The 25,026-nt window shown below is 70.1% G+C and carries 28 protein-coding genes; 17 read left to right on the forward strand and 11 right to left on the reverse strand.

Annotated elements, in window-relative coordinates:
- Nucleotides 1–4 precede the first annotated feature (4 nt).
- A complete protein-coding gene (locus ASD84_RS17635; RefSeq protein WP_056713243.1) occupies nt 5–1,507 on the reverse strand; it encodes a DUF346 domain-containing protein in 1,503 nt (500 codons plus the stop codon).
- A gap of 207 nt (nt 1,508–1,714) precedes the next feature.
- Between ASD84_RS17635 and ASD84_RS17640 the strand changes: the two genes are divergently transcribed.
- From ASD84_RS17640 to ASD84_RS17670, 7 genes are read left to right on the forward strand one after another with little or no spacing between them, the layout of a single operon-like run.
- Nucleotides 1,715–2,188, forward strand: a complete 474-nt coding sequence (locus tag ASD84_RS17640; RefSeq protein ID WP_056713245.1) for a hypothetical protein — start codon at nt 1,715–1,717, stop codon at nt 2,186–2,188.
- 55 nt (nt 2,189–2,243) lie between these two features.
- Entirely contained in the window at nt 2,244–2,732 is a 489-nt protein-coding gene (locus tag ASD84_RS17645; RefSeq protein WP_082573758.1) for a PPOX class F420-dependent oxidoreductase, read from the forward strand.
- A gap of 51 nt (nt 2,733–2,783) precedes the next feature.
- Nucleotides 2,784–3,275 carry a thermonuclease family protein gene (locus tag ASD84_RS17650; protein WP_056713247.1) on the forward strand — a complete coding sequence of 164 codons (492 nt, stop codon included), beginning with the start codon at nt 2,784–2,786 and terminating at the stop codon, nt 3,273–3,275.
- A 10-nt stretch (nt 3,276–3,285) separates the two neighbouring features.
- Nucleotides 3,286–3,912, forward strand: a complete 627-nt coding sequence (locus ASD84_RS17655) for a DNA-3-methyladenine glycosylase (protein ID WP_056713248.1) — start codon at nt 3,286–3,288, stop codon at nt 3,910–3,912.
- Nucleotides 3,902–4,210 carry a pyrimidine/purine nucleoside phosphorylase gene (locus ASD84_RS17660; RefSeq protein WP_056713250.1) on the forward strand — a complete coding sequence of 103 codons (309 nt, stop codon included), beginning with the start codon at nt 3,902–3,904 and terminating at the stop codon, nt 4,208–4,210. The genes ASD84_RS17655 and ASD84_RS17660 overlap by 11 nt, the downstream gene beginning before the upstream one ends.
- A 53-nt stretch (nt 4,211–4,263) precedes the next feature.
- Nucleotides 4,264–4,806, forward strand: coding sequence for a SigE family RNA polymerase sigma factor (locus tag ASD84_RS17665; protein WP_056713252.1), 543 nt, complete (start codon nt 4,264–4,266; stop codon nt 4,804–4,806).
- Nucleotides 4,803–5,426, forward strand: a complete 624-nt coding sequence (locus ASD84_RS17670; RefSeq protein ID WP_056713254.1) for a hypothetical protein — start codon at nt 4,803–4,805, stop codon at nt 5,424–5,426. Before ASD84_RS17665 ends, ASD84_RS17670 begins: the two co-directional genes overlap by 4 nt.
- A 67-nt stretch (nt 5,427–5,493) precedes the next feature.
- On the opposite strand, the gene ASD84_RS17675 is transcribed toward ASD84_RS17670, so the two are convergent.
- Complete coding sequence (locus ASD84_RS17675; RefSeq protein WP_082587108.1) at nt 5,494–6,927, reverse strand: MFS transporter; 1,434 nt, start codon at nt 6,925–6,927, stop codon at nt 5,494–5,496.
- An 86-nt stretch (nt 6,928–7,013) separates the two neighbouring features.
- Here ASD84_RS17675 and ASD84_RS17680 point away from each other — a divergent pair, with 86 nt between their 5' ends.
- From ASD84_RS17680 to ASD84_RS17690, 3 genes are all read left to right on the forward strand, one after another.
- Nucleotides 7,014–7,403 (forward strand): MarR family winged helix-turn-helix transcriptional regulator, encoded by a 390-nt coding sequence (locus ASD84_RS17680; RefSeq protein WP_056713256.1) that lies wholly within the window; start codon nt 7,014–7,016, stop codon nt 7,401–7,403.
- Nucleotides 7,404–7,489: 86 nt separating this feature from the next.
- Nucleotides 7,490–7,921: a hypothetical protein gene (locus tag ASD84_RS17685; protein WP_056713258.1), complete on the forward strand. Its 432-nt coding sequence runs from the start codon at nt 7,490–7,492 to the stop codon at nt 7,919–7,921.
- Nucleotides 7,922–7,944: 23 nt separating this feature from the next.
- Nucleotides 7,945–8,499 (forward strand): Uma2 family endonuclease, encoded by a 555-nt coding sequence (locus ASD84_RS17690; RefSeq protein ID WP_056713260.1) that lies wholly within the window; start codon nt 7,945–7,947, stop codon nt 8,497–8,499.
- A gap of 11 nt (nt 8,500–8,510) precedes the next feature.
- Here the strand turns inward: ASD84_RS17690 and ASD84_RS17695 are convergent, their stop codons facing one another.
- From ASD84_RS17695 to ASD84_RS17710, 4 genes are read right to left on the reverse strand one after another with little or no spacing between them, the layout of a single operon-like run.
- Nucleotides 8,511–8,897, reverse strand: a complete 387-nt coding sequence (locus ASD84_RS17695) for a DUF2237 family protein (RefSeq protein WP_056713262.1) — start codon at nt 8,895–8,897, stop codon at nt 8,511–8,513.
- Complete coding sequence (locus ASD84_RS17700; RefSeq protein ID WP_056713264.1) at nt 8,894–9,988, reverse strand: ABC transporter permease; 1,095 nt, start codon at nt 9,986–9,988, stop codon at nt 8,894–8,896. The genes ASD84_RS17695 and ASD84_RS17700 overlap by 4 nt, the downstream gene beginning before the upstream one ends.
- A 19-nt stretch (nt 9,989–10,007) precedes the next feature.
- Entirely contained in the window at nt 10,008–10,634 is a 627-nt protein-coding gene (locus tag ASD84_RS17705) for a hypothetical protein (protein WP_056713267.1), read from the reverse strand.
- A 3-nt stretch (nt 10,635–10,637) separates the two neighbouring features.
- Complete coding sequence (locus tag ASD84_RS17710; protein WP_056713269.1) at nt 10,638–11,381, reverse strand: FadR/GntR family transcriptional regulator; 744 nt, start codon at nt 11,379–11,381, stop codon at nt 10,638–10,640.
- A gap of 97 nt (nt 11,382–11,478) precedes the next feature.
- Between ASD84_RS17710 and ASD84_RS17715 the strand changes: the two genes are divergently transcribed.
- The 4 genes from ASD84_RS17715 to ASD84_RS17730 are packed head-to-tail and all read left to right on the forward strand — an operon-like array spanning nt 11,479 to nt 15,843.
- Nucleotides 11,479–12,012 carry a gluconokinase gene (locus ASD84_RS17715; protein WP_235531161.1) on the forward strand — a complete coding sequence of 178 codons (534 nt, stop codon included), beginning with the start codon at nt 11,479–11,481 and terminating at the stop codon, nt 12,010–12,012.
- A gap of 10 nt (nt 12,013–12,022) precedes the next feature.
- On the forward strand, nt 12,023–13,408 hold the full coding sequence (locus tag ASD84_RS17720) for a gluconate:H+ symporter (RefSeq protein ID WP_056713271.1): 1,386 nt from the start codon (nt 12,023–12,025) through the stop codon (nt 13,406–13,408).
- A gap of 50 nt (nt 13,409–13,458) precedes the next feature.
- Complete coding sequence (locus ASD84_RS17725) at nt 13,459–15,153, forward strand: FAD-dependent oxidoreductase (RefSeq protein ID WP_082573762.1); 1,695 nt, start codon at nt 13,459–13,461, stop codon at nt 15,151–15,153.
- Between the two features lie 9 nt (nt 15,154–15,162).
- Entirely contained in the window at nt 15,163–15,843 is a 681-nt protein-coding gene (locus ASD84_RS17730; RefSeq protein WP_156392078.1) for a hypothetical protein, read from the forward strand.
- A gap of 9 nt (nt 15,844–15,852) precedes the next feature.
- Here the strand turns inward: ASD84_RS17730 and ASD84_RS17735 are convergent, their stop codons facing one another.
- Both ASD84_RS17735 and ASD84_RS17740 read right to left on the reverse strand, forming a co-directional pair.
- Nucleotides 15,853–16,437 (reverse strand): mismatch-specific DNA-glycosylase, encoded by a 585-nt coding sequence (locus ASD84_RS17735; protein ID WP_056713274.1) that lies wholly within the window; start codon nt 16,435–16,437, stop codon nt 15,853–15,855.
- Between the two features lie 84 nt (nt 16,438–16,521).
- Nucleotides 16,522–17,469 (reverse strand): type IV toxin-antitoxin system AbiEi family antitoxin domain-containing protein, encoded by a 948-nt coding sequence (locus tag ASD84_RS17740; protein WP_056713276.1) that lies wholly within the window; start codon nt 17,467–17,469, stop codon nt 16,522–16,524.
- An 80-nt stretch (nt 17,470–17,549) separates the two neighbouring features.
- Here ASD84_RS17740 and ASD84_RS17745 point away from each other — a divergent pair, with 80 nt between their 5' ends.
- Nucleotides 17,550–18,725: a site-specific DNA-methyltransferase gene (locus tag ASD84_RS17745; RefSeq protein WP_056713278.1), complete on the forward strand. Its 1,176-nt coding sequence runs from the start codon at nt 17,550–17,552 to the stop codon at nt 18,723–18,725.
- Here ASD84_RS17745 and ASD84_RS17750 read toward each other — a convergent pair whose 3' ends face one another.
- A complete protein-coding gene (locus ASD84_RS17750; RefSeq protein WP_235531162.1) occupies nt 18,726–20,183 on the reverse strand; it encodes a WS/DGAT/MGAT family O-acyltransferase in 1,458 nt (485 codons plus the stop codon).
- 102 nt (nt 20,184–20,285) lie between these two features.
- On the opposite strand from ASD84_RS17750, the gene ASD84_RS17755 reads away from it, so the two are divergent.
- On the forward strand, nt 20,286–21,869 hold the full coding sequence (locus tag ASD84_RS17755; protein WP_156392080.1) for an FG-GAP-like repeat-containing protein: 1,584 nt from the start codon (nt 20,286–20,288) through the stop codon (nt 21,867–21,869).
- A 27-nt stretch (nt 21,870–21,896) separates the two neighbouring features.
- Here the strand turns inward: ASD84_RS17755 and ASD84_RS17760 are convergent, their stop codons facing one another.
- A complete protein-coding gene (locus tag ASD84_RS17760; protein ID WP_056713282.1) occupies nt 21,897–23,030 on the reverse strand; it encodes a glutamate--cysteine ligase in 1,134 nt (377 codons plus the stop codon).
- 44 nt (nt 23,031–23,074) lie between these two features.
- Between ASD84_RS17760 and ASD84_RS17765 the strand changes: the two genes are divergently transcribed.
- Nucleotides 23,075–24,445, forward strand: a complete 1,371-nt coding sequence (locus ASD84_RS17765; protein WP_082573763.1) for a threonine/serine ThrE exporter family protein — start codon at nt 23,075–23,077, stop codon at nt 24,443–24,445.
- Here ASD84_RS17765 and ASD84_RS17770 read toward each other — a convergent pair.
- Nucleotides 24,405–25,013 (reverse strand): TetR/AcrR family transcriptional regulator, encoded by a 609-nt coding sequence (locus ASD84_RS17770; protein WP_056713285.1) that lies wholly within the window; start codon nt 25,011–25,013, stop codon nt 24,405–24,407. The two genes, ASD84_RS17765 and ASD84_RS17770, sit on opposite strands and share 41 nt — an antisense overlap.
- Nucleotides 25,014–25,026: the final 13 nt, after the last annotated feature.

Consider the following 25,026-nt stretch of genomic DNA (forward strand, 5'->3'; position numbering starts at 1 on the left):
GTCCTCAGGACCAGCCGTTGCCGGTGAAGGTGTTGTCGTACCAGGCGTGGTAGCAGGCGTTGTCCATGCCGCGACCCACGAGGTCGAGCCGCTTCGGGCCCCACGAGGCGATGTCGAGGCCGGAGCTGAACTTGCCGCCCAGGACCTCCCAGTCGAGCCACTCGCCGTTGAAGAGCTTGTGGTAGCAACCGTTGTCCCCACCGCGGACGACCACGTCGAGCCGGCCCGACGCCCACGACGTCACGCCGGGGCTCGCGGTCAGTACGCCGCCGAGGGACTGCCAGTCGTGCCAGGCACCGTCGAACCACTTGTGCCACAGCGCGTTGTCGGTGCCGCGGGCGAAGACGTCGAGACGCCCCGAGCCCCAGGACGCGACCGCCGGGTCACCGATGATCTGGCCACCGAGGGACTCCCAGTCGTGCCAGGCACCGTCGAACCACTTGTGCCACAGCGCGCCGTCCGTGCCGCGGACGAAGGTGTCGATGCGCCCTGAACCCCAGCTCGCGGCCGCCGGCCCGGAGGTCAGCGTGCCGCCGAGGGACTCCCATCCGTGCCAGGAGCCGTTGAACCACTTGTGGTACATCGCCTTGTCCTCGCCCCGGGCGAACACGTCGATGCGACCCGACGCCCAGCTCGTCGCCGCGGGCGCCGAGGTGAGCTTGCCGCCGAGGCTCGTCCAGCCGTGCCAGGAGCCGTTCCACAGCTTCTGGTACATCGCGTTGTCCTCGCCGCGGACGAAGATGTCCAGGCGGTTCGGGCCCCACGAGACGATCGCCGGGTCACTGGTCAGGACGCCGCCGAGCGACTCCCAACCGACGCCCTCGGAGCCCCCGATGAGACGTCCCTGGATCTCGTAGTCGATGCCGCTCGGCTTGAACCGGAGGTTGAGGTCCCGGTCGCTCAGCACGGGGATGGGCAGCCCGCTGCCCTGCACCGCGGCGAACGTCAGCGGGTGGATGCCCACGATGTCGTCGGGGTCCGTCCACGACAGCAGGAACAGCTCGATCTTCTCGCCGGTGGTGAGCTCGGTCGCCGCCCGCACGTTCTTGACGGCCTGCTCGATGTCGGGCTCCGGGTCGGTCAGGCTCAACGCCCCGCCCTCGACCAGTCGCTTCAGCTCGGTCCGCAGCGCCGACCGCACGTCCTCGACGATCGACCGGATCGCGTTGAAGGGCGTCGCGTCGGACTCGAAGACCAGCACGATCGCGCCGAGGATCTCCGGCATCTGGCCACCGAGCACCTCCTGCACGGTCGGTCGGGAGACACCCTTGAACACGAGCTCGCCCTGCCCGGCCGGGATCGCCTTCGACTCGTGGTCGTCGATGCCGCTCGCCCAGTCGTCGTCGAGCACGCCCTTCCAGAACACGGAGGTCGAGTTCGGCGTACGGAATTTCGAGCGGAAGCCGATGGGCACGATGTACGGCTCGTCGCCGTCGCTGAACGTCCCGTCCTCATCCGCGTCATGGACGAAGAGTCGATCCAGCTTGATGGTCCATTTCTCAGCCATCCGAGGCACCTCTCTGAAGGCCCGGCCCCATGCCAGGCACACAGGGAGGAGGGCGGCGGAGGTCCGTTGATACGTCTCGCCGGAAATGACCAGGGCCCGGACCGCCCCACAGGTGTCCGAGCCCTGGCCCGCGTTCGGCCCGGTCGCCGAACGGCCTCGGGTACCCACGGCCCGCGGCCTCATGCGGGTCTTGGGCAGACTGGTGCGATGGTCTCGTTGAAGTACGCCGTCGTCGAACGTGAACGCAGGTTCCTGGTCGCCGCCCTTCCCGAGGGAGTGGGGGAGACCTGGGAGATCGAGGACCGGTACGTCGACGGGACCCGCCTCCGGCTTCGTGAGGTACGACGACCCGACGGCACCGTCGTGCGCAAGCTCGGCCACAAGGTGCGGCTCGGCGACAGCCCGGCCGAGGTCGCCTGCACGTCGGTCTACCTCGACGACGCGGAGTGGGCGCTGATGCTCGCGAAGCTCCCTGGCCGGTCGCTGCGCAAACGCCGGCACCACGTGCACCGCGACGGGTGGCACGTCGTGGTCGACGAGCTCGAGGACGGCACTCTCCTCGCCGAGATCGACGACGGCGACCACGAGCCCCGGCCGGTTCCGGTGTGGCTCGACGTGCTCGAGGACGTCAGTGGCGACGAGGCCTGGACCGGGGCGGCACTCGCGCGCGCGGACGCTTGACCGGTTCCTCCCGTGGGAGGACGACAGGGCGAGCCGTGCCCGCCAAGATCGACCCATGCGCCTTCCCGAATCCCTCACCCGACGCCTGATCAAGTCGGGCAAGAAGCCGATGAACGCGATGCGCGCACCCGAGGCGATGACGGTCCTCGACCGACCGGTGCAGCACACCGACTTCTCCGCGCTGGCCGGCCACGTCCACGTGCTGCTGGTGACCTACAAGCGCGACGGGACGCCCATCCCGTCGCCGGTGTGGTTCGCCCGCGACGGCGAGACGCTCTACGTCTGGACCGAGATCAACGCGTTCAAGGCCAAGCGCATCCGCAACGATCCGCGCGCCCTGCTGGCGCCGTGCGACGCCCGCGGTGTCCCGGAGGGCGACCCGATCGCCGCCCGCGGCCGGGTCCTCACCGACGAGGGTGACCGGCAACGTGCGGCCAGGGTGATCCGGAGCCAGTGGGGCCTCGGCCGCCGGATCTTCGAGCTGGTGTCGCGCCCGCTCACCGACGTCCACTACCTGGCGTTCGAGCCCGCCCTCGCGGCCTGACCGTTTCCCGAAACCCCTGACAGGGTCGGACCCTGGCCGTACGTTCCGCACATGCGCCGCCACCCCCTGCTCTTCGCGGTGGCCGTCGTCGTGGTGCTCTTCCTCCTGTTCCGCGTGTTCGGGGGCGCCGACGCCCGGCCGCACAACGAGGTCCAGCCGGTCGAGCCGAAGGACGGCCGCACCTTCGTGGTCACCCACGTCGTCGACGGCGACACCGTCGATCTCAGCAACGGCGAGACCGTCCGGCTGGTCGGGATCGACACCCCGGAGCGAGGGGAGTGCGGGTACGACGAAGCGCGGGCCGCGCTCGTCGACCTGGTCGAGGACGAGCGGATCACCCTCGGCGCCTCCGACGAGGACCGCGACCGCTACGACCGGCTGCTGCGCTACGTCGACGTCGGCAGGGTCGACGCCGGCCTGCAGCTGATCAAGCAGGGGCTCGCGATCGCGCGCTACGACTCCCGCGACGGCTACGGCCGCCACCCGCGCGAGGACCGCTACATCAAGGCGGACAAGGCCAGCCGGCAGTCGGCGTGCGGCTAGCCTCACCCCCGTGAGCGCCAGCAACACCGCCGACGTCGTACGACGCGCGCGATCCCTGCTCGGCCGCACCTTCTCCGCGCACGGCGTGACCATCCGGATCACCGAGGTCGAGGCGTACGGCGGCAGCGAGGACCCCGCCTCCCACGCGTTCACCCGGACCCCACGCTCGGAGGTGATGTACGGACCGCCGTGGCGGCTCTACGTCTACCGGTCCTACGGCATCCATCACTGCGCCAACGTGGTCACCGGCCCCACCGAGATCGGGGCCGCGGTGCTGCTGCGCGCGGGGGAGGTGGTCGACGGGATCGACCTTGCGCGGATCCGCCGCAACAACGCTCCCGACCACCAGCTCGCCCGCGGACCGGGCAATCTCGCCCAGGCGCTCGCCATCACGCTGACCGACCTGGGCACCGACCTCCTCGACCGCGAGTCGCCGACCGAGCAGCCCGCGCTCGGCCCCGAGGTACGCCACCGACAACGCGTCGAGGCCGGCCCTCGCGTCGGCGTCTCCAAGGCGGCCGACGTGCCGTGGCGGTTCTGGCTCGCGGGCGAGGCCAGCGTGTCGTCGTACCGCCGGAGCCCACGGGCGCCAGCCCCCACGGCAACGACCAATAGAGTTCGGCCTCGTGACCTTTGAGAACGTGACCCTCGACCCGCAGGCCAACATCTACTTCGACGGCGCCTGCGTCAGCCACACCTTCTTCCTCGCCGACGGCACCAAGAAGTCGGCCGGCGTGATCTTCCCGGCGCAGCTCAACTTCGGCACCGCTGCGCCCGAGGTGATGGAGCTCAACGCCGGCAAGTGCCGGATCCGCCTGGCCGGCTCCGAGGACTGGACCGAGTACGCCGCCGGCGAGTCCTTCAACGTCCCCGGCGACTCCTCCTTCGACATCGAGGTCACCGAGACGCTCGGGTACATCTGTCACTACGGGTGACATCGTGGGGCGGGTGATGCAACCCGCTGGGACCTCCCACTCGTGTAGGGGACATGAGACCGACGCCGCGTGACGCGGAGTTCGAAGAGTTCGTACGACGACGCCGCTCCCACCTCCTGGGTACGGCGACCGTCCTGACCGCCGGCGACCACTACCTGGCCGAGGACCTCGTCCAGGGCACCCTGGTGCGCCTGTACCTCGCCTGGGGCCGGGCCACGAAGCGCGGCGGCGTCGACGCCTATGCGCGACGGGTCCTGGTCAACGCCTTCATCGACCACCGGCGCCGCCCGATGATCGCGCGGGAGAAGGTGACCGGTGAGCTGCCGGACCGTGCCGGCCCGTCTGCCGAGGAGCCGATCGACGCGGAGCTGCTCGCCGCGTTGAGTGCGCTGCCCGCGCGGATGCGGGCGGCCGTCGTGCTGCGCCACGTCGTCGACCTCAGTGTCGAGGACGCCGCCGACGCGCTCGGCTGCAGCGAGGGCACCGTCAAGAGCCAGACCGCCCGCGGCCTGGCGAAGCTCCGCGAAGTCCTGCCCGACCCCACGACTGTCCCGCCCACGCCCCAGGGCACCCCCCACGAAGGAGACGCATCATGACCGACCTCACCGACCGCCTGCGCAAGCTCAACCACGAAGCCGAGACCACCGACGCCATCATCAAGCGCGATGTGATGCGCGGCCGCGGCGCCGCCCGCCGTCGTACCGTCCGGATGGGCGTCGCCGGTCTCGGCATCGCCGCCGTCGCGGCCGTCGGCGTGACCGTTGCCGTGAACGCCGATCAGCCGTCCGCGCCCCCGGTCGTCCAGCCCTCGCAGCAGGGCGAGACGCTCGAGCTGGTTGCCTACACCGGCGAACAGGAGCCGGGCTTCATCGTCAGCAAGGTGCCCGAGGGCTTCGTGCTCGAGGGCTCCGGGCCGTTCAACCTCAACATCGCCCGCCCCGACAACCTGACCGGCCTCGACAACTTCGTCGAGAAGGTCGTCGTGATGCTCGAGTCGTCCTCGGTCACCGGCGCCCCGGAAGGTACGCCCGTCAAGGTCGGCGACCACGACGGCTGGCTGCGGGCCAGCGACGCGGCGACGATCCTGACCTACGACGACGGCGCGAACCGCGTCCTGGTGCAGGTCTGGGACTCGCTCGGCCTGACCGACGACCAGATCATCGAGCTCGCTGAGGGCGTCACCGTCACGGCGGAGGCGCAGGCCGGCGTCGGCTGATCACTCCTGCATGCGAGTTGGGTGGGTGAGAGTGACCCTGGGTCACTCTCACCCACCCAACTCACGTCTACGCCGCTCCGGCGAGCTCTGGCTCGACCTCAGCCACCGGGGCGTCGTCGGTACGGCGGGCCAGCGCCCACCCGCCGGCCGCGAAGCGGAGCCCGGGCTGGTAGGCGTCGAGGACCTCGGTCGCCGACGTGGCGTCCTGGGCGCTCGAGATGATCGCCGTCGTCACCGCCAGCACGATCGCTGCACCCACCTGCATCGAGGTCTGCAGCACGCCCGCGGCAAGGCCCTGCTCGTCGTCATCGATGCCGCTGGTGGCCTGGATGTTGATGGCGGGGAAGCCCACCCAGCCGATGCCGATCAGCAGCAGCGCCGGCAGCAGCATGCCGACGTACGACGGCGAGGTGTCCAGGCGCAGGACGAACAGCAGGTAGCCGACGGCCATCACCGTCATCGTCACCGCGATGATCGGCGCGGTGCCGAAGCGGTCGACCAGCTTGTCGGAGTAGATCGCCGACAGGGTGACCATCAGGCCGATCGGCAGCAGGGCGAGGGCCAGCTCCAGCGGGCTCCAGCCCAGGGTCTCCTGGAGGAACAGGGTCACGATGAACTGCCAGCTGAAGTAGGACCCGCCGACCGCGACGATCGCAATGCTGGCGCGCACCAACGTGGACTTGCGCAGGATGCCGAGGCGGATCAGCGGGTGTGCGATCCGCTTCTCGATGGCGACGAAGGCCGTGAACAGCACGGCCACGGCGACGAAGGAACCGATCGTGCGCGCTGAGGTCCAACCGGCCTCGGGCGCCGAGACGACGGTGTAGACGAGCAGCAGCATCGCCGCGCCGGACGTGACGGCGCCGAGCACGTCGTGGCCGCCCTCGGCGACCGGCTTGTCCCGCGGGACCAGGAAGTACGCCGCCACCAGCGCCAGCAGCGCGATCGGGACCGGCAGCAGGAACGTCCAGCGCCAACCGACGCCGGTCATCAGGCCGCCGAACAGCAGGCCGGACGAGTAGCCGCCCGCGCCGAACACCGTGTAGATCGACAACGCCTTGTTGCGGGCGGGGCCCTCGGCGAAGTTCGTCGTGATGATGGACAGGCCGGTCGGCGCGGTGAAGGCGGCGGCCAGGCCCTTGATGAACCGCGTCGCGATGAGCAGCGGGCCCGAGCTGACGACGCCGCCGAGCAGGGACGCGACGGCGAAGACGGCGAGCGCGATCAGGAAGACCTTGCGCCGACCGAGCAGGTCGGCGGTCCGTCCGCCGACGAGCAGCAGGCCGCCGTACCCGAGGACGTAGCCGCTGATCAGCCACTGGAGCGAGGAGGTGGTGAGGTCGAGCTCGGCGCCGATGGAGGGCAGCGCCACGCCGATCATGGAGACATCGAGGCCGTCGAGGAACAGCACGATGCACAGGGTCATCAGGAGACCCCAGGTGCGAACGGACCAGCGGATCGCGCCGGTCGTGGAGGGTGGAGTCGAGGTTGTCGAGGACATGACGAGTAGCGTTCCATGCACATGCATTGAATGCAAGCGCAAATAATGCGCTTGCATAGATGTAACCGGATGGCTAGGATGCGGTCATGTCGAAGGCGCCCGTTGCGAGCTCGCTCCTCGCGGAGTGGCGCGAGCTGCTGGACCGGCACGCCGTCGTCAGCTGCGCCCTCGAGAAGGCGATGCAGGACCAGCACGGCATCGGGCTCAGCGAGTTCGAGACGCTGGACCGGATCGTCGACGCCAACTGCGGCAAGTACCGCATGGCCGAGCTCGCCCAGGACATCCACCTCAGTCAGAGCGCGCTGTCGCGGGCGATCACCCGGCTCGAGAAGGACGGCCTCGTCGAGCGCTCGGCGTGCGACCAGGACCGCCGCAGCGTCTACGTCTGCCTGACCGACCAGGGCCGCAAGGTGTACGACGCCGCGCTGCCCACGCACCGCGAGGTGCTCGGCAGCGCGTGGGGCCCGACCGCCTGACCCTCCTGGCCTGCGGGACCCGGCCGGTCGCGCGGGCCTGTGGATGAGCGCCGACGCCCGCGCCCGAATTGGCGCAGGCTGGCGCCATGACCGATCACCAGAGCTCCGAGATCCCGCCCCTCCGTCCGCCGCACGAGATGCCGCCGCTGACCGACCAGACCTCGCTGGAGAACACCTGGCGCGCCCTGATGGGGGAGCTGGGGTTCGCCGTACCGCAGCTGTGGCTGCTCTTCATCGACGGCGACCGCCCGCTCCACGTCCTCGAGATCAAGGACGTCCCGTTGCACCCCAGTCCGGTGGAGATCGAGTCCGTCGCGGTGATGCTCGAGCACATCGTCGATGACGAGCACTCGTGCGCGTTCCTCTACGCGCGCCCCGGCGGCGCGGGGCGTACGGCGGGCGACCTTGCCTGGGCGCGCGGACTCGCAAGGACCGTCGACGGTCGCTGGCCTGTCCACCTCGCCAATGACGTCGAGCTCCGCGTGGCTGCCCCCGACGACCTCGCAGCAGCGGGCTGACCGCTCTGCCGAAATGAGGCACCATGACTGTTGTGACGGTCCTCCCGCGCCGACCTCTCACGGTCGACGATCTCGATGCGATGCCCGATGACGGGCACCGCTACGAGCTCATCGACGGGACGCTGATCGTGTCGCCCGCGCCGTTGCTGCGCCACCAACTGGTCCATTCGCGGTTGATGCACTTGCTGCTGAACGCCGCACCGGCGGACCTTCAGGTGTTGAGCGCCCCGACGGACATCGTGCTCGCGGACGACACCGTCGTGCAGCCTGACCTCCTGGTGGCGCCGCTTGCCCAGATCGTCGGGCGGAAGCTGATGGAGCCGCCTCTGCTCGCGGTCGAGATCCTGTCGCCGAGCTCGCGGCTGATCGACCTCAACCTCAAGCGTGCCCGTTACGAGCGTGCGGGTGTGCCGTCGTACTGGGTGGTCGATCCTGACGAGCTCCGGCTGGTGGCCTGGCGCCTCAGTGAGGGTGTCTATGTCGACGTCGCCGATGTGGCGCCCGACGAGACGTGGCGTGCCGCCGATCCGTTCGAGGTGGTCGTCACCCCGCGTGATCTCGCAGCCGGAGCCGGTTGACGGGCTGAGCCTCAGAGTCCGCTCGGGTCGTCGGGTACGTCGACGGAGTGCGACTGCAGCACCTCGAGCGGGATCAGCTCGAGCGCCCGCTCGTTCGTCGACGCGAGCACGATCGGGGCGGCCGCGCCGTCGGCGTACGCCTGCAGCCAGCGGGCCGCGACCACGCACCACCGGTCGCCGGGGCTCAGGCCCGGGAACTGCCATTGCGGGCGCGGCGTCGACAGGTCGTTGCCGACCGCCATCTGGTGGGCGAGGAACTCCTCGGTCATCACCGCGCACACCGCGTGCAGCCCGACGTCCTGGGGCCCGCACGAGCAGTTGCCGTCGCGGTGGAAGCCGGTCATCGGGTCGGTCCCGCAGGGCTCCAGGTCCCCGCCCAGCACGTTGCGCTCGCTCATGACTCCGCCGATCGACGCAGGATGCTGGTGAAGCGGGTGTGGTTGGCAGCGGCGTTGCTGACCAGGATCACCAGCAGGCCGAGCAGGGAGTAGAGCCCGAGCACCACGAACGCCGACGCCGTCGATGCGCTGGGGAAGTAGAGGGCGTCGCGGGCGACCGTCGCTCCCGCCCCCGGTGGCAGCAGCTGGCCGATGGTGTGGCCGAAGTGGGGGAGCATCTCCGGCGCGATCGACGACCCGGAGATGATCAGCCCGACCGTGAAGTACAGGCCGCCGATCAGCGACCCGGCCGGTCCGAGGAGGGCGACGAAGGCGGCGGTGGACGCGGTCACGGCGAGGGAAATCAGCGCCAGCCCGCCGAACAGGGTGAGGTGGTCGGCGCCCTTGCCCACGCCGAACAACGACAGGGCGAGCAACGCGACTCCCGACGACAACAACGCGTAGACCACCAGCAGCGACGCGTGACCGAGGCCGCGCAAGGTCGACCGCTCGGTCGATCCCCGCAGCCGGCCGAGGGCGAGCGACGCGATGGACCCACCCAGGCACAACGCCTGGATCACGAAGCCGAGCGAGCTGCCGCCGCTGTCCTCCTGCGGAAGCGGTACGACGTCCGTCACCGGTGGCGGCGTCGTGAGGGCCGCGAGCGTGGCGACCGGGACGTCCGCACCGGCCGCCGTCAGGGCCTCGACCTGAGACCTGATCTCGTCCTGGTAGGCCGCGGTGTACTTCGCCTTGAAGAGGTTGGCCACGGACGGGGAGGCCGCCGAGGCGACGTAGAGCGTGGGGGACTGCCCGTCGAAGGCGACCCCGCCGTACGCCTTGCGCTCGCGGATCGCCTGCGCCAGCGCGGCCGCATCGTCGTACGGCTCGACCTCGAAGGCGCCGTCGGCCTCGAGCTGCTGGGTCAGCTGGTCCTGCTGGTCCTGGCTGCCGACGATGCCCATCGGCAGCTCGTTGGGCGACGGCGAGTGCGCCATCGCGAGGTAGTAGATCCCGAGCACCAGCTGGATCAGCGCGCCCCCGAGGGCGATCGCGATGCCGACGCGCGAGATCGCGCGCAGGGTGGTGGGAGCAGTCGAGGAGTCGCTCATGCACCCAGCATGGCGGGTCTCAGCAGCCGTTGTCGCAGACGCCCGTGGACGGCAGCGCCATGAAGCAGGTCGGGCAGATCTTGAAGACGACGTCCGACTTGGCCGGCTTGGCAGGCGTGCGCGGCACAGCGGCGGCCTTCGTGGCACGGGGCGCGCGGGGCGCCTTGACCGGCACGAGCTTCTCGACCACGGCCGGCACCTCGATGACGGGAGCGACCCAGCCCGGCGGGGCCGGCTCGGTGATGCCGAAGCGCGCCAGCACGGAGCGGGCCAGCGACGTCGGCTGGTGCTTGGGCCGGGTCTCGATGTCGAAGGAGGACGACGAGCCTTCGAGGAAGGTCTGGGCGTCCGGGCTCAGCGTGGGGGGCAGCTCGCGGTGCCGCCAGCGCTGGGGGGTGGCGCCGCGCTGGTTGACGGCGACGAGGTCGGGGCGGTCCCAGGCGATGAGGGTCCAGTCCTCGCGGTGGCTGGTGGCCCAGACCGCGATCGGCCGGTCACCCGCGTCGGCCGCGGCGCGCAGGGCGATCCGCTCCGGGTTGGAGAACCGGCCCTTCACGTGCAGCACACCGGGGAGCACTTCCTCGACGGTGTGCTCCTCCGCCTGGATGAGATCGATCAGGTCTGCAAGTTCCGGCGTGTTCTCCATGACTCAACCGACATTAGTCGACTCCGGGCCGCTGTCCGCATCCGTGCGGACATCAGTGTTGCCATCGGTCACCGCGACCGTGGCCTCCTCGATGATCGCGGCCATGGCGGCACGGGCCGCAACGGCGTCGCCCGAGCGCACCGCGCGGGCCACCTCGACGTGCAGGTCGATGGCCTCGTCCTTGGGGTGCGCCGGCATCAGGTGGTGATGGGTACGGCCCGTCAGGACCTCGGCGACCACGCCGTCGAGGGCGGCGAGCATCTCGTTGCCGGACGCCTCGAGCACGAGCTGGTGGAACAGCACGTCGGCCGCGAGGAAGGCCGCCAGGTCGCCGGACCTGCCGTGCACGACCATGTCGCTGGCGGCGGTGGCGAGGGCGCCGCACTGCTCGGGCGTGGCCCTGACGGCCGCGAGACCGGCGGCCACCGGCTCGAACCCGCTGCGCAGCTCACCGAGGGACCGCAGCTGGGCCACCCGGTCCTCGGAGTCCAGGCGCCAGCGGATCAGTCGCGGGTCGAAGACCCGCCACGAGGTCCGGGGCTGGACCGTCACGCCGACGCGCTGCCGCGAGGCGACCATCCCCATCGAGGCGAGCACGCGGACCGCCTCGCGCGACACGGAGCGACTGACGTCGTACTCGCTGTCGATGACGTCGAGGGTCAGCACCGTCCCCGCGGCGAGGGCGCCGCTGACGATCCGCTCGCCGAGGGCGTCGAGCACGTTGTCGTGCAGCGCGGTCCGCGCCATCGCTCCTCCAATAATCAGATTTATTGGTCCAAGGTCTTGATAAAACCAGATTAATCATCGCACACTGTGACGGCCAGCACATCCCACAGGAGGCGGAATGACCAGCATGAACCCGCAGCCCCCACAGCCCCCACAGATCGTCGTGATGGGCGTGTCCGGGTCGGGCAAGTCCACCGTCGGGGCCGCGCTCGCGCAACGTCTCGGCGTGCCCTTCGCCGACGCCGACGACTTCCACCCGCCCGCCAACATCGCGAAGATGACCGCCGGCATCGCGCTGGACGACACCGACCGCGGCCCCTGGCTGGAGGCGATCGGGGAGTGGCTCGCCGCTCACGAGAGCCACGGCGGCGTCGTCAGCTGCTCGGCCCTCAAGGTGGACTACCGCGACCGGCTCCGCGATCACGCACCGCGGACCACGTTCGTCCACCTGCACGGCTCGCGCGAGGTCATCGCGCGGCGCCAGGCCAGCCGGCCGGGCCACTTCATGCCGTCCTCGTTGCTCGACTCGCAGTTCGACACGCTCGAGCCGCTGGCGAGCCACGAGGCCGGACTCGTCATCGACGTCGACCAGGACGTCGACGCCATCGTCCAGGAATACGTCGACCGCGCCGCCGCGGCACCGACCAACTGAGGAGCACGTCATGTCCGCCCAACTCGTCCTCGCCGCCGGCACCGACCTCGTCGAGCCGGTCGCGTCCGAAGGCCGCCTGGTCTTCGCGGCCCTGCTCGGCATCGGCGTCATCGTCGCGCTGATCATCGCCGGCAAGATCCACCCGTTCCTCGCGCTGACGGCCGGCGCCATCACCGTCGGCATCACCGCCGGGGTGAGCGTGGAGACCGCGCTCGCCAGCTACACCGGGGGCTTCGGCTCCACGGCCGCAGGCGTCGGCATCCTGATCGCGCTGGGCGCCATGTTCGGCAAGATCCTCGCGGACAGCGGTGGCGCCGACCAGATCGTCGACACGATCATCCGGCACGCCTCGCCGCGCGCCCTTCCGTGGGCGATGGCCCTGGTCGGCGCAATCATCGGGCTGCCGATGTTCTTCGAGATCGGCCTCGTGCTGCTGATGCCGGTGATCTACCTCGTGGCCCGTCGCTCCGGCCAGTCCCTGGTCACCATCGGCATCCCGGCCCTCGCCGGCCTCTCGGCCATGCACGGCCTGGTGCCGCCGCACCCCGGTCCGCTCACCGCGATCGACTACCTCGGCGCCGACCTCGGCACCACGCTCGCCCTCGGTGTCGCCATCGCCATCCCCACCGTGATCATCGCCGGCCCGGTCTTCGGCCTCGTCGGGCGGTACGTCGACGTGGCGGTTCCCGAGCGCTTCGAGGCCCACGACCAGGAGGACGTGCCGAACCGGCCGTCGTTCGCGGTCACCCTCGGCTCCGTGCTGCTGCCGGTGGTGCTGATGATGGGCAAGGCGTTGGCCGACATCTTCATCGACGACGCGACCGACCCGCTCCGCCGTACCCTCGACGTCCTCGGTACGCCGCTGATCGCACTCGCCATCGCCGTCGTGGTGGCCATGTTCACGCTCGGCCTCGGTTCGGGCATGGGCCGCGACGGGGTCGCGAAGTCGCTCGAGTCCTCGCTGCCCGGCGTCGCCGGGATCCTGCTGATCGTCGCCGCCGGTGGCGGTTTCAAGCAGTCCCTGGTCGACACCGGCATCGGCACGATCGTGGCCGAGCGGGTCGCCGACTCGAACATCTCCGTCCTGTTGCTGGCCTGGTTCGTCGCCGTGCTCATCCGGCTCGCGACGGGCTCCGCGACGGTCGCCACCGTGACCGCGTCCGGCCTGCTCGCGCCGCTCACCGACCAGCTCTCCAGCGGCGAGGTGTCCCTGATGGTGCTGGCGATCGGCGCCGGCTCGGTGTTCTTCTCCCACGTCAACGACGCCGGCTTCTGGCTGGTGAAGGAGTACTTCGGGATGAGCGTCGGGCAGACCCTGAAGACCTGGTCGGCGATGGAGACGCTGCTCTCCGTCACGGGCCTCGTGTTCGTGCTCGCCCTCAACCTCGTGATCTGACCGGTGATCTGACTCGTGAACTGACTGGACAGGTCGGGGAGGATGTGGGGGTGGCCGACCCTCTCATCCTCCTCGTCTCTGCCGACGAGATCGCCGTCCTGACCGAGCAGTTCCGTCGTTATGAGCACGACTACGACGTCCGCGCCGCAACCACCGGTGCGGAGGCGAGCGCCGTGTTGCGGGAGGCGGTCGAGCGCGGGCAGGCGGTGGCGATGCTCGTCACCGAGTCGGAGCTGTCGGACCAGAACATGCTGATGGCGATGCACGAGTGGCGCACCCTCGTCCCGACCGCGCGCCGCGTCGTGGCCATCCCGATCTCGCGGTTCGCGTCGGACTCGGTGACCCTGCGGCCGTACCTGCAGAAGGGCAAGTTCGACACCTACCTCGTGCTGCCGCAGGGCCGGCGCGACGAGGAGTTCCACTACGCGATCGTCGAGCTGCTGAGCGACTGGGGCGCGACTGTTGCTGCCTCGGTGATCGACTCGGTCCGGATCATCACGCCGGACGCCTCGCCGCTCGCCCTGGCGATCCGCGACTTCCTGGACCGCACCGGGTTCCCGCACCGCACCTACCCGCCGGACAGCCCCCAGGGCCAGGCGGCGATCGCCCTGTACGACGGCCCCGACGGTGTGGCGCCGTACCCGCTGGTGCACATGGCGGCCCGCCCCTTCGCGGAGAACCCGATCATCGCCCCGACCTCGGTGCGTGACCTCGCGGCACTGATCTACGGCCGACCCTCCGACATCGAGGTCGACACGGTCGTCGACCTGGCGGTCGTCGGTGCCGGCCCGGCAGGCCTCGCGGCCGCGGTGTACGGCGCCTCGGAGGGCCTGAGCACGATCGTGCTCGAGTCCGAGGTGATCGGCGGCCAGGCCGGCACGAGCTCGATGATCCGCAACTACCTCGGCTTCCCGCGCGGCATCTCCGGGACGCGGCTGGGGCAGCGCGCCCGGGTGCAGGCGATCCGGTTCGGCGCCCGCTTCTTCACCGGCTGGCCGGTCGAGGCGCTGGTGCCCGGCGTCGACGGCGCCCCGCACACCCTCGTCACGGCTGGCGGTTCGGTGCATGCGCGCGCCGTGATGATCGCCTCCGGCGTCGCCTACCGCCGCCTCGGCGTCGCTCCCCTCGAGGAGCTGGTCGGCGCCGGCGTGAACTACGGCGCCGCGATGACCGCCGCACGCGAGATGGAGGACCGCGACGTGTACGTCGTCGGCGGCGGCAACTCCGCCGGTCAGGCGGCCGTCCACCTGGCCCGGTTCGCCCGCTCGGTCACGATCCTGATCCGTCGCGAGGACCTCTCCTCGACGATGTCGAGGTACCTCATCGACGAGATCGAGTGGAACCCGCGGATCAGCGTTCGGCCGTGCACGGAGATCATCGACGGCGGCCCCGACGACAGCGGGCAGCTCGGCTGGCTGCAGCTGTGCGACGTCCGCACCCGGGCCGAGGAGCGGGTCGGTGCCGGCGGGCTGTTCCTGCTGATCGGTGCTGCTCCGCACTGCGACTGGCTGCCCGACGACGTACGACGTGATGTCCACGGGTTCGTGCTGACCGGCCGCGACGTACCCACCGAGTGCTGGATCGACGACCTGCCGCCGGAGAACCTCGCCACCTGCGTGCCGGGGATCTTCGCCGCCGGCGACATCCGCTCGGGTTCGATGAAGCGGGTCGCGTCGGCGAGCGGTGAGGGAGCCTCTGCGGTCTCGCTCGTCCACGGATTCCTCGAGCAGCAGGGCACTTTGTAGGGTCACCGCATGGCGAAGAACTCTCGGTGGAGCCGGTACCGACCCCCTGCCGAGAAGCGGGACGAGACGGGGCAGCCCATCGGGGCGTCAACGCCGAAGCCGAAGCCGAGGTCGAGGCCGAAGAAGGCAGCGACCTCGAAGGTCATGCCGCCGAAGCCGAAGGCGAAGTCCGGTGTGCAGCTCAGCGGCTGGGTGGGGCTGCTGATCGGGGTGGTCAGCCTCGCCGTCGTCGTCGGGATCATCGTCGCGGCGAACTCGGGTGACGACGACCCCAGCGGGGAGATCGACACCTCGCTGCTTACCGAGGAGTTCATCGGTGAGGGCCTCGCCGAGGCGTTGGAGGTCGAGGGCAAGGACGCCGTCTCCGTGCGGCTCAGCGAGTACGACCTGACCGTCGAGTACTTCGACCCGAACAAGCGGGAGTCGCGCTACTTCGAGACCAACGACTACGTCGACGGCTACGAGGTGCGGGTCGAGAAGAGCCACTACGACGACTACCAGCCGCGGCCGTTCGACCTCTCGACGATCGATGCCGCCACGATGATCGCGGCCGTCAAGGACGCCCTCACCAAGACCGACGACATCTACACCTACTCCCTGCGCATCGATGCCGACCGGGAGACCGGCGTGGTCTCCATGGTCGTCAGCGTGTCCGGTGACGAGTCGGTCGAGGTGACCTCCGCGCCCTGACGGACGCGCTCAGATGATCCCGGCTGCCTCGGCGACCTCGCGGTACGCGTCGGCGAGGGTCGCGACGGTCTCGTGGGCGTTCAGACCGCTGGGATTCGGCACCACCCAGAGCTCAGCTCCGGCGAGGTCGTCCGGCTGGCGCCCCATGACGGCCTTGGGCTGCCCGAACGCTGTGCGGTAGGCGGTGATCCCGGCGATGGCGACCACCCGCGGCCGTCGGTCGGTGACCAGCGCGGTCAGTGCAGCACCGCCGGCGCGCAGCTCGACGGCGGTGAGCTCGGACGCCTTGACCGTCGCCCGGCGCACCAGGTTGGTGATCCCGATGCCCCGCTCACGCATCATCGCCCGGTCCTCGTCGGTCATCCCGTTGGCCGGATCGATGGGCCGTTCGATCACTCCACCGCGCAGCAGCGCCGGGTAGAAACGGTTGCCCGGGTGGGCGAAGTGCGTGCTCGTCGCGGCCGTCCACAGCCCCGGGTTGATGCCGACGAAGAGCAGCCGGAGCGGCTCTCCCGGGGTGGTCGGCAGCAGGTCCGGAACCTCCGCGTCCCGGAACGACTCGAGCTCTGCTCGGGAGAAGGTACGGCGGGCCACCTCGCCATTCTCCCGGACATTGTCGGCCGATCATTGTGGGGTCGTACGTGCACCGGGTGAACGCAGGACCCCACAATGATTCGCTCAGGCGCAGGCGGGGCACGCGCTCGCTGCTCCCTTCCACCCCCGCTGCTGCAGGAGGGCACCGATGCGCGGTGCTGTCTGGCACTCGCCGCCGAACACCTGCCCCCAGCCGAGTCGCACGGTGTCCCGTCCAGCGACGGCGGCGTCCAGGTCGCGTTCGAGGTCGCGGTCCCGGTTGCGAATCCCGGAATGGTGCAGACGCCCGTCGAGCTCGATGATGAGGCCGAACGCGAGATAGACGACGTCGCGATAGAGCGACCCCTTGGCCGACTCGTGCACCTGTCGACCCGCTGCAGGCAGGCCGTGCGCCCTCTCGACGCGGTGGAGGTAGCCGTGTTCGAGCGCCGAGCACGTGCCGGCGCCCGCGTCATCGATCACCGCGCTGAGGAAGGTGCGTCGAGCGATCCTCGCTCGGGCGTTCAACGCCCTGCGCAGATCGGCCGGCTTCACCCGGCGCCCGCCGACCGCGTCGGCGATCAGACCGACGGCGGCAAGGTCCGTCGGTGCATCGGAAGCCAGGTCCAGGACGTACTCCTCGGTGCGTTGCCGCGGTGGGTACGTCGACCAGATGACGTTCGCCGGAAAGTCGCGGCTCCGGTGCACGTCGACGCCGGGCACCTTGGGACTGCGGCGCCAGTCGACGACGACCTCGATCGGCGACAGGTCGTCGGCGTCGTTGCGACGGCGTGGGTCGGACGAGCGGAGCGCCGAGGATCCGCGGAGCCCGGCTGGCCAGCAAGCGAGGACTGCAGCCCACGACCGCTGGTGCCACGACAGGGGACCCGTGTGGTCGACGTACACGCCGGGGTGGACGCGAACCAGCTCGCGGCGGCGCAGCATGCGTGCGACGTCGTGATCCTGGAAACTGATCTCGGTGAGCTGAGATCGGGTCACCAGACCGCCCTGGAGTGCGAGCGTGTTCGCCAGTTGTCGGCGCTGATCGTCCATGTCCTGACCCTCTGATGCGAGGAACTGAGCCGCAACCGCGCGGACACCGACCTGTGGACAACGCGTGCGAGGATTCCCGAATGGCTGGCCCACCGTGGAACACCTTCGTCGAGGGCGACAACCTCGACGTACTGCCCACGCTCGCGGCCGGTTCCTTCGACCTGATCTACCTCGATCCGCCCTACAACACCGGCAACGGGTTCGCCTACAACGACGACTTCAAGGGCGCCCGCGGCGCGGGGACCGCCGGACGCCACCAGGCGTGGGCCGACTACCTGCGCCCGCGCCTGGCCGCCGGCCACCGGGTCCTCGCCGACACCGGGGCGATCTTCGTCAGCATCGACGACCATGAGGTCGCGTACCTGCGGTTGCTGATGGACGACGTGTACGGCGAGGCGAACTTCCTCGCCCAGATCGTGGTGAACCTCAACCCCAAGGGTCGGCAGCTGGGGCGCGGGTTCGCGACCTCGCACGAGTACGTCCTGGCCTACGCGAAGGACGCCGCGACGTGTGTGCTCGACGCGTCCTCCACGAGCACGGTGATCGAGACGGACTTCCCGCTCGTGGCGGACGACGGTCGCCGCTACCGGCGGCTCCCACTGCGCAACACCAACAAGAAGTTCAACCCGTTGACCGCGCCGACCCTGCACTTCGCCGTCTGGGGCGATCCGGTCAGCGGCCGGGTGGCCACCGCCCCGTTCGACGGGGCCGTCGAGGTCAAGCCCGTCTTCGGGGACGGGGCTCCTGCCGTCTGGCGCTGGTCACGGCCCCGCATCGACGAGCGGCCCGACGACCTCGAGTGCCGGGTGGTGCAGGGCGCGGGCGGTGAACGGGTCGACGTCTACCAGCGCGACTGGCGCCACCCCGTGGGCGGTCGCCGCAAGAAGCTCCGCACCATCTGGCTGGCCGAGGAGATCGGGTCCACGGACACGGCGGTCGCCGAGCTCAAGGAGATCCTCGGGCACGTCTTCGAGTCGCCGAAGCCGACCGGCCTGGTCCGCCGGATCCTCGACACGATGCCGGCCGACTGCCGGGTGCTGGACTACTTCGCCGGCAGCGGGACGACCGGTCATGCGGTCGCCCTCGCGAACGTGGCCGACGGCGGTCGCCGTACCTGTCTGTCAGTGAACTCCGCCGAGCCGACCCGCATGGGTTCGAACGCCGAACGGGCCGGCTACCCGACGGTCGCCTCGATCACCCGAGCGCGACTCCAGGCCGTCGCGGATCGGGTCGGCGGCGGACTCAGCCCCGAATAGTCAGCTGATCCCGGCCGCCTTCTCCAGGGCCGCGAGCTCGTCGTCGAGGTAGGTCAGCAGCCGCTGCAGGTGGGGGACCGTACGACGGCAACCGGTCAGCCCGAACGCCATGCTGCCGTCGTACGACGTGCAGGTGATGTTGAGCGCCATGCCGTTGATCGGGATCGACAGCGGGTAGTTGCCGACCAGCCGCGCGCCGTTCCAGTAGTGCGGCACGCGCGGGCCGGGCACGTTGCTGATGACCAGGTTGACCGGTGCCTGCACGATCCCCTGCAGGCCGAGCAGCGGGAGCACGATCGAGGGCGTCATGCCGATCGCGCTCATTGCGACGATCTGGAGCGGTGTCATCGACGACAGCGCCTCCTTGCCGTCCTTCATCGAGCGGCTGATCGACCGGAGCCGCTCGCCCGCGTCGGCGACGTCGGTGGGGAGGCGCACCATGATCGAGCCGACGGCGTTGCCTCCGGCACTGGACGCCTGGCCGGCCTGCTTGGCGTTGAGGCCGATCGGCACCATCGAGACGAGGGGTACGTCGGGCAGCTCGCCGAGCTCGTCGAGGTAGCTCCGCAGCGCGCCGCTGCACATGGCGAGGACGACGTCGTTGATCGTGGTGCCGGTGGACTTGCCGACGGCCCGCAGCCGCTCGGTCGGCCAGTCCTGGGCAGCGAAGCGTCGCGCGCCGGTGATCGACTGGTTGAAGATCGTGCGCGGCGCCGACATCGACACGGCGGAGGTCTCGTTGCGCATGCCCTTGCGGAGCGTCCTCATCAGGGCCATCGGCATGCCGGCGGCCTCACCGCTGATGCTGAGCGCCGAGCGCAGTACGTCGGCGGGCAGGTCTGCCGCCGTACGCGCGGCGGTGGTGGCGGCACCGAGGGCAGCCGCCGGCAGCGACTCCGCCTCCGGTTCCTTCTTCTTGCGCGAGGCGCCCTCGGCGAAGGGGGCGGGCATGTTGCGGCGGTCGGGATCGGTTGACAGGACGCTCGCGAGCAGCCGCATGGCGGAGATGCCGTCGACGAGGGAGTGGTGCAGCTTGGTGTACATCGCGACCCGGCCGTCGGCGAGGCCCTCGATCACGTGGGTCTCCCACAGCGGCCGTTCCCAGGCGAGGCGGGTGGAGTGCAGCCGGCCGCACAGGTCCAGCAGCTCGCGAACGCGACCGGGCTGGGGGAGCGCGCTGTGGCGCACGTGGTGCTCGATGTCGAAGGCCTCGTCGTCCTTCCAGAACAGGGCACCCGCGGTGGTCAGCGACCGGTAGGGGTGCTTGAGGAAGAGGGGCGCTACCTTCTCGGTGTCCCGCATCGACTCGAACATCTCGCGGATGTACTCCGGGCCCACGCCCTCGGGCTTCTGGAAGAGCTGGAGCGACCCGACGTGCATCGGCATGTGGCGGTTCTCGGCCAGCAGGAAGCCGGCGGAGGTCGGGTCGATCGGGCGGAAGGCGGGAGCAGAAACCACAAGGGCCCCTTTCGTTGCAGGACCTCGATACTCGCGTGTCGTGCGGACCGTCACAAGCACTTCCGACGTTTCAGGAGGGAGTCGGCGTGGGAGAGACTCGGCGTGAGTGATTTCTCGACCCCTGCAGGGTGGTACCCCGACGGCGGCGGCTGGGAGCGGCGCTGGGACGGCTCGGGCTGGACCGAGGAACGGCGCCGGATGGCCGAACCGACGCAGGTGCGGCCCGCGACCCCGCCCGCAGCCCCGCCCGCATCCCCCGCAGCCCCGGCAGCCACCCCGCCCGTGACTGCCGCACCGCAGGGCCCGCCTCCCCAGGGGCCCCCGCAGCAGTACGCAGTCCCGCAGGGACAGCCCGGCGCCGCGGGGCGGTCCTACGGCCACGTGCCCTCAGGTCACTCCTTCGAGATGCCGGCCCAGACGCCAGCCCAGGCGCCGTACCCCGCGTCGTACGGCAATTCCTTCCCGGGCTACTCCTCCGGTCCGCCGAAGAAGAGCAAGCTCTGGCTCTGGCTCACCCTGGGCCTCGTGCTGCTCCTGTGCGTCGGTGCCGGTGTGACCCTCGCGGTCGTGCAGCCGTGGAAGGACGACGACTCGACCTCCACGAAAGGGACCGACCCGGACGGGCCGACGGGCAAGAAGGCCATCCAGGGCGACATCACCGGGGACAACCTCGGTGACGCGCTCTACTACGTCTACTTCGACTACGACGACGTCAAGAAGATCACGGCGACCAGCAACGGCAACGGGTTCGAGCTTGCCGAGCTCGCGGTCGATCCCTATGACGAGCCCAATGCGCTGTACGTCGACTGGGACGCCGACGGTGTCAACGAGAAGCTCGCCTGGAAGTTCGTGGCCTCGGGCAAGCAGATCACCCTGTCCTCCAGCGATCCCGACTTCCCCGGGGAGCAGACCTTCACGGTGTCGCTGTCCTCGCTCAAGGACTACGGCGACGTCGAGATCCGCGTGGTCAACGGCGACTTCGACGGGGACGGTGACCAGGACCTCGCGATCGTCGGCCCGAACGACAAGGTGGTCGACGTCTCCGTCCTGACCAACGACGGCAAGGGCACGTTCTCGGCGCCGGTGCTGTGGCTGTCGATCCCGAATGCCGTCATCGACGCCACCAGGATCACGGCGGGCGACTTCGACAAGGACGGCGACGCGGACCTGTGGGCGGAGCTGCCCGCCGAACGGCTCACCGACGAGGCCTACACGAAGTACTACTCCGGCGATCGTGGCTACGCGCTGCTCACGTCCTCGGGCTCGACCTTCGCACTCGGGGCGATCAACAAGTCGAGCGTCTTCCAGGAGGCGTTCCTGGTCGGGGACGTGACGGGCGACGGCACGATCAACATCATCGGCGTCGACACGAACTCGGTGGACGAGGAGCTCACCGTCACCGTCTACGACGTGTCGAGCGGCCAGCTCAAGCCGGTCCCCGGCTTCACCGGCAAGTCGAAGGTCGGGTCGCGGTCCCTGCAGGGGGCGATCATCAGCGATGTCGACGGCGACGGGAAGGGCGACGTGGTGTTCGTGGTCAAGCACTACGGCGACACGAAGTTCTCGGGCGTCCAGGTGATGAAGTCGACCGGCGCGATCTTCGAGTCGGCGTTGGTGTGGGCGGAGACGCCGACCTGTCCTGACAAGGACTGCCGCATCGAGTTCGTCGGCTCCCGCAGGTACTGATTGAACCGCGCTGCCGGCGGCGGCCAGCTACTGGTCGAGCTCCTGGCGGAGCTCGGTGACCACCGAGTCGACGACGGCGACCAGGTCGTTGCCGGTGCGCTCGGCAACGGCACGTTGCCGGGCGTACGACGGCCCGCGGTCGAGCAGGTCCAGGACCGACGCCAGCTCGGCTTCGCAGCCGAGCTTCGCTGCGGTCGGTTCCAGCTGCGGGATGAGGTCCGCGAGGTCGTCGGTGACGAGGCGCTCGTTGGACTTGTCGTCGAGGATCACGATCGCGTCGACGCCGTACCGCGCCGAACGCCACTTGTTCTCCTGCACGTGCCACGGGGGCATCGTCGGCAGCGTCTCGCCCGCGGCCGCGCGGTCGTCGAGCCAGATCGCCAGGCAGTGCATCAGGGCGACCAGGGCCGACATGTCGCTCAGCGTGGAGACGCCGTCGCAGATCCGGTTCTCGAGGGTGCCGTGCTTGATGGCAGGGCGCACGTCCCAGCGGATCTCGCTCAGGTCGTCGATCACGCCGGTCACGATCTGGTCGCTCGCGAACTGCTCGAACTCCTCCCACCGGTCGAACTGGAACGGCAGGCCGGCGGTGGGCAGCTGCTGGAACATCAAGGCCCGGTTCGAGGCGTAGCCGGTGTCCACCCCGTTCCAGATCGGTGAGGACGCGGACAGTGCCTGCAGGTGCGGGTAGTAGGTGAGCAACGCCGACATCACCGGCATCACCCGGCTCTGCTCGGGCAGCCCGACGTGGACGTGCACGCCCCAGATCAGCATCTGCCGGCCCCACCACTGGGTGCGGTTGATCAGCTCGGCGTAGCGATGTCCCTCGGTCAGCTGTTGCCCGGACCAGTCAGCGAACGGGTGCGTGCCGGCGCCGTACAGGTCGATGTTGAGGTCGTCGGCCGCCGGGACGACGTACTGCAGCGTGTTGCGCAGGTCCGCCATCGCGTCCTTGACCGTCGGGCAGATCCCCGTGACGACCTCGACGGTGTTCTTCAACAGCTCCTTGTGGAGCTTCTCGGGCTCGGGCATCCGGGGCTTGGCCCGCGCGAAGAGGTGGGCCGCCTCGTTGCGGAGGTCGCGCGTGTCCCGATCCACCAGCGCGAACTCCCACTCCACCCCCAGCGTGGGTGCTGCTGATCCGTGGAAGTCGATGCGCACCCGCTCAGCGTAGGGCCTGACCGGCGACCTGCGAGCATGGTCGGGTGGACGATCCGCGGACCCTGCACCGCACGCTCGACCTGTGCCTGAAGGTCGGCGAGGTGCTGCTCTCCTCCGGCGCCGGTGCAGCAGACGTGGTGGCGACGATGCGCGCGCTGTCGCGGGCCCTCGGTGTGCGGCAGTCGCAGATCGACGTCACCTTCACCTCGCTCGCCATGAGCGTGCAGCAAGGACCCGACGAGTCGCCGGTGACGCAGATCCGCCAGGTCACCCAGCGCGAGATCGACTACGAGGACCTCACCCGCGTCGACCAGCTCGCGCGCGACGTCGTGGCCGGCCGGATGAACCTCGAGGAGGCGCGCACGACCCTCGCCCGGATCGTGTCCTCCGGGCACGTGCGTCCGCGGTGGGCGGCGACGCTGGGCTGGGGGCTGATGTGCTGCGGCATCGCGCTGCAGCTCGGGGGAGGGCCCGTCGTCGTGCTCGTGGCGATGCTGGCGGCCGTCTGCATCGACCGCCTGCAGCTGCTGATGACCCGACGCAGGCTGCCGGTCTTCTACCAGCAGATCGCCGGTGGGGTGGTGGCGACGGTGCTGGCCTCGGCCTGCACCCGGCTCGCCGAGCCCTGGGTGCACCTCAACGCCTCGCTCGTGGTGACGGCGAACATCATCATGCTGCTCGCCGGGATCGGCTTCATGGGCGCGATCCAGGACGCGTTGTCGGGGTTCTTCGTGACCGGAGGCGCCCGGGTGCTCGAGGCGGTGCTGGCGACGGCCGGCATCATCGCGGGCGTCAGTGGCGGCCTGTCGTTGTGCGCGGCGGTCGGACTCGAGATCCCGCGGCTCGCGCTGCCCCGGTTCGACCTCGTGAGCCTGTCCGCCGCAGCTGTCGGCGGCGGGATCGCGGCGGCATCGTTCGCCTTCGCCTCGTACGCACCGTGGCGGACCCTGCTGCCGGTCGGCGTCCTCGGCGGCGTCGGGATCGCCGCGACCGAGGCCGTCGCGCAGGCAGGCTTCGGTCGGACGTGGGCCGTCGGGGTCTCGGCGTTCGTGATCGGCCTGTTCGGCTACACCGTCGGTCGGCGCTTCCGCGTCCCGCCGTTCGTGGTGGTGGTCTCCGCCGTCGTACCCCTGCTGCCGGGCCTCTCGATCTACCGCGGCCTCTTCCTCCTCGGCGAGGAGGGCGGACAGCAGGTCGCCGACGGCCTGCTGGCGATGGCCACGGCCGCGTCCATCGCGATCGCCCTCGCCGCGGGCGTGATCCTCGGGGAGTACGTCGCCCAGCCGGTGGTGCGCGAGGCCCGCCGCGTCGAGCAGCGGCTCTCCGGCCCGCGTCTGGTCGGCATCACCCGCCACCCCCGCAGGAGGCGGTCCGTCAGGGGAGCAGGTCGACGAGGGTCGGGAGAGACCCGGTGACCAGGTGCAACAGGTCGTCGCGGGTCAGGCCCGCAGGGTCGTCACACCAGGTGAGGACGAGGTCCTCGACCATCGCCTGCCACGCGTGGATCACCAGCCGGACGGCCGGGGTGTCCTGGAGGACCATCCCGCCCGGGTCGGCGGTGAAGAACCGGTCGGCGAGGGCGGCGAAGGTGGTCTCGTAGATCGCGCGCAGGTTGTCGTTGCTCCCGGACGCTGCCTTCACCAGGGAGCGGTAGCCGGCCGCGTTGGTGACCACGTAGTCGACGTACCCGGCCAGGGAGACCAGGAGTCGTTCGAGCGGCTCGCCCTCGTCGGGGGGAGCGGTCTGTGCGTAGAGGTCGTCGGCCGCGCGCTGCACGACGGCCTCGTAGAAGCCCTGCTTGCCGCCGAAGTAGTGGTAGAGCAGGCCGCGCGAGATGCCCGCCTGCTCGGCGAGCAGGTCGATGGACAGCTCCTCGAGCGAGCGGGTCGCGAGGAGCTGCACGCCGAGGTCGAGCAGCTGGCTGCGTCGTTCGTCGGGTGTCAGCCGGGTGCGGCTGGGAGTGGGCGCGGTCACGCCACCCATTCTATTGACAGAT

The organism is Nocardioides sp. Root682 (assembly GCF_001427795.1).
In the GTDB taxonomy this organism is placed as follows: Bacteria; Actinomycetota; Actinomycetes; order Propionibacteriales; family Nocardioidaceae; genus Nocardioides.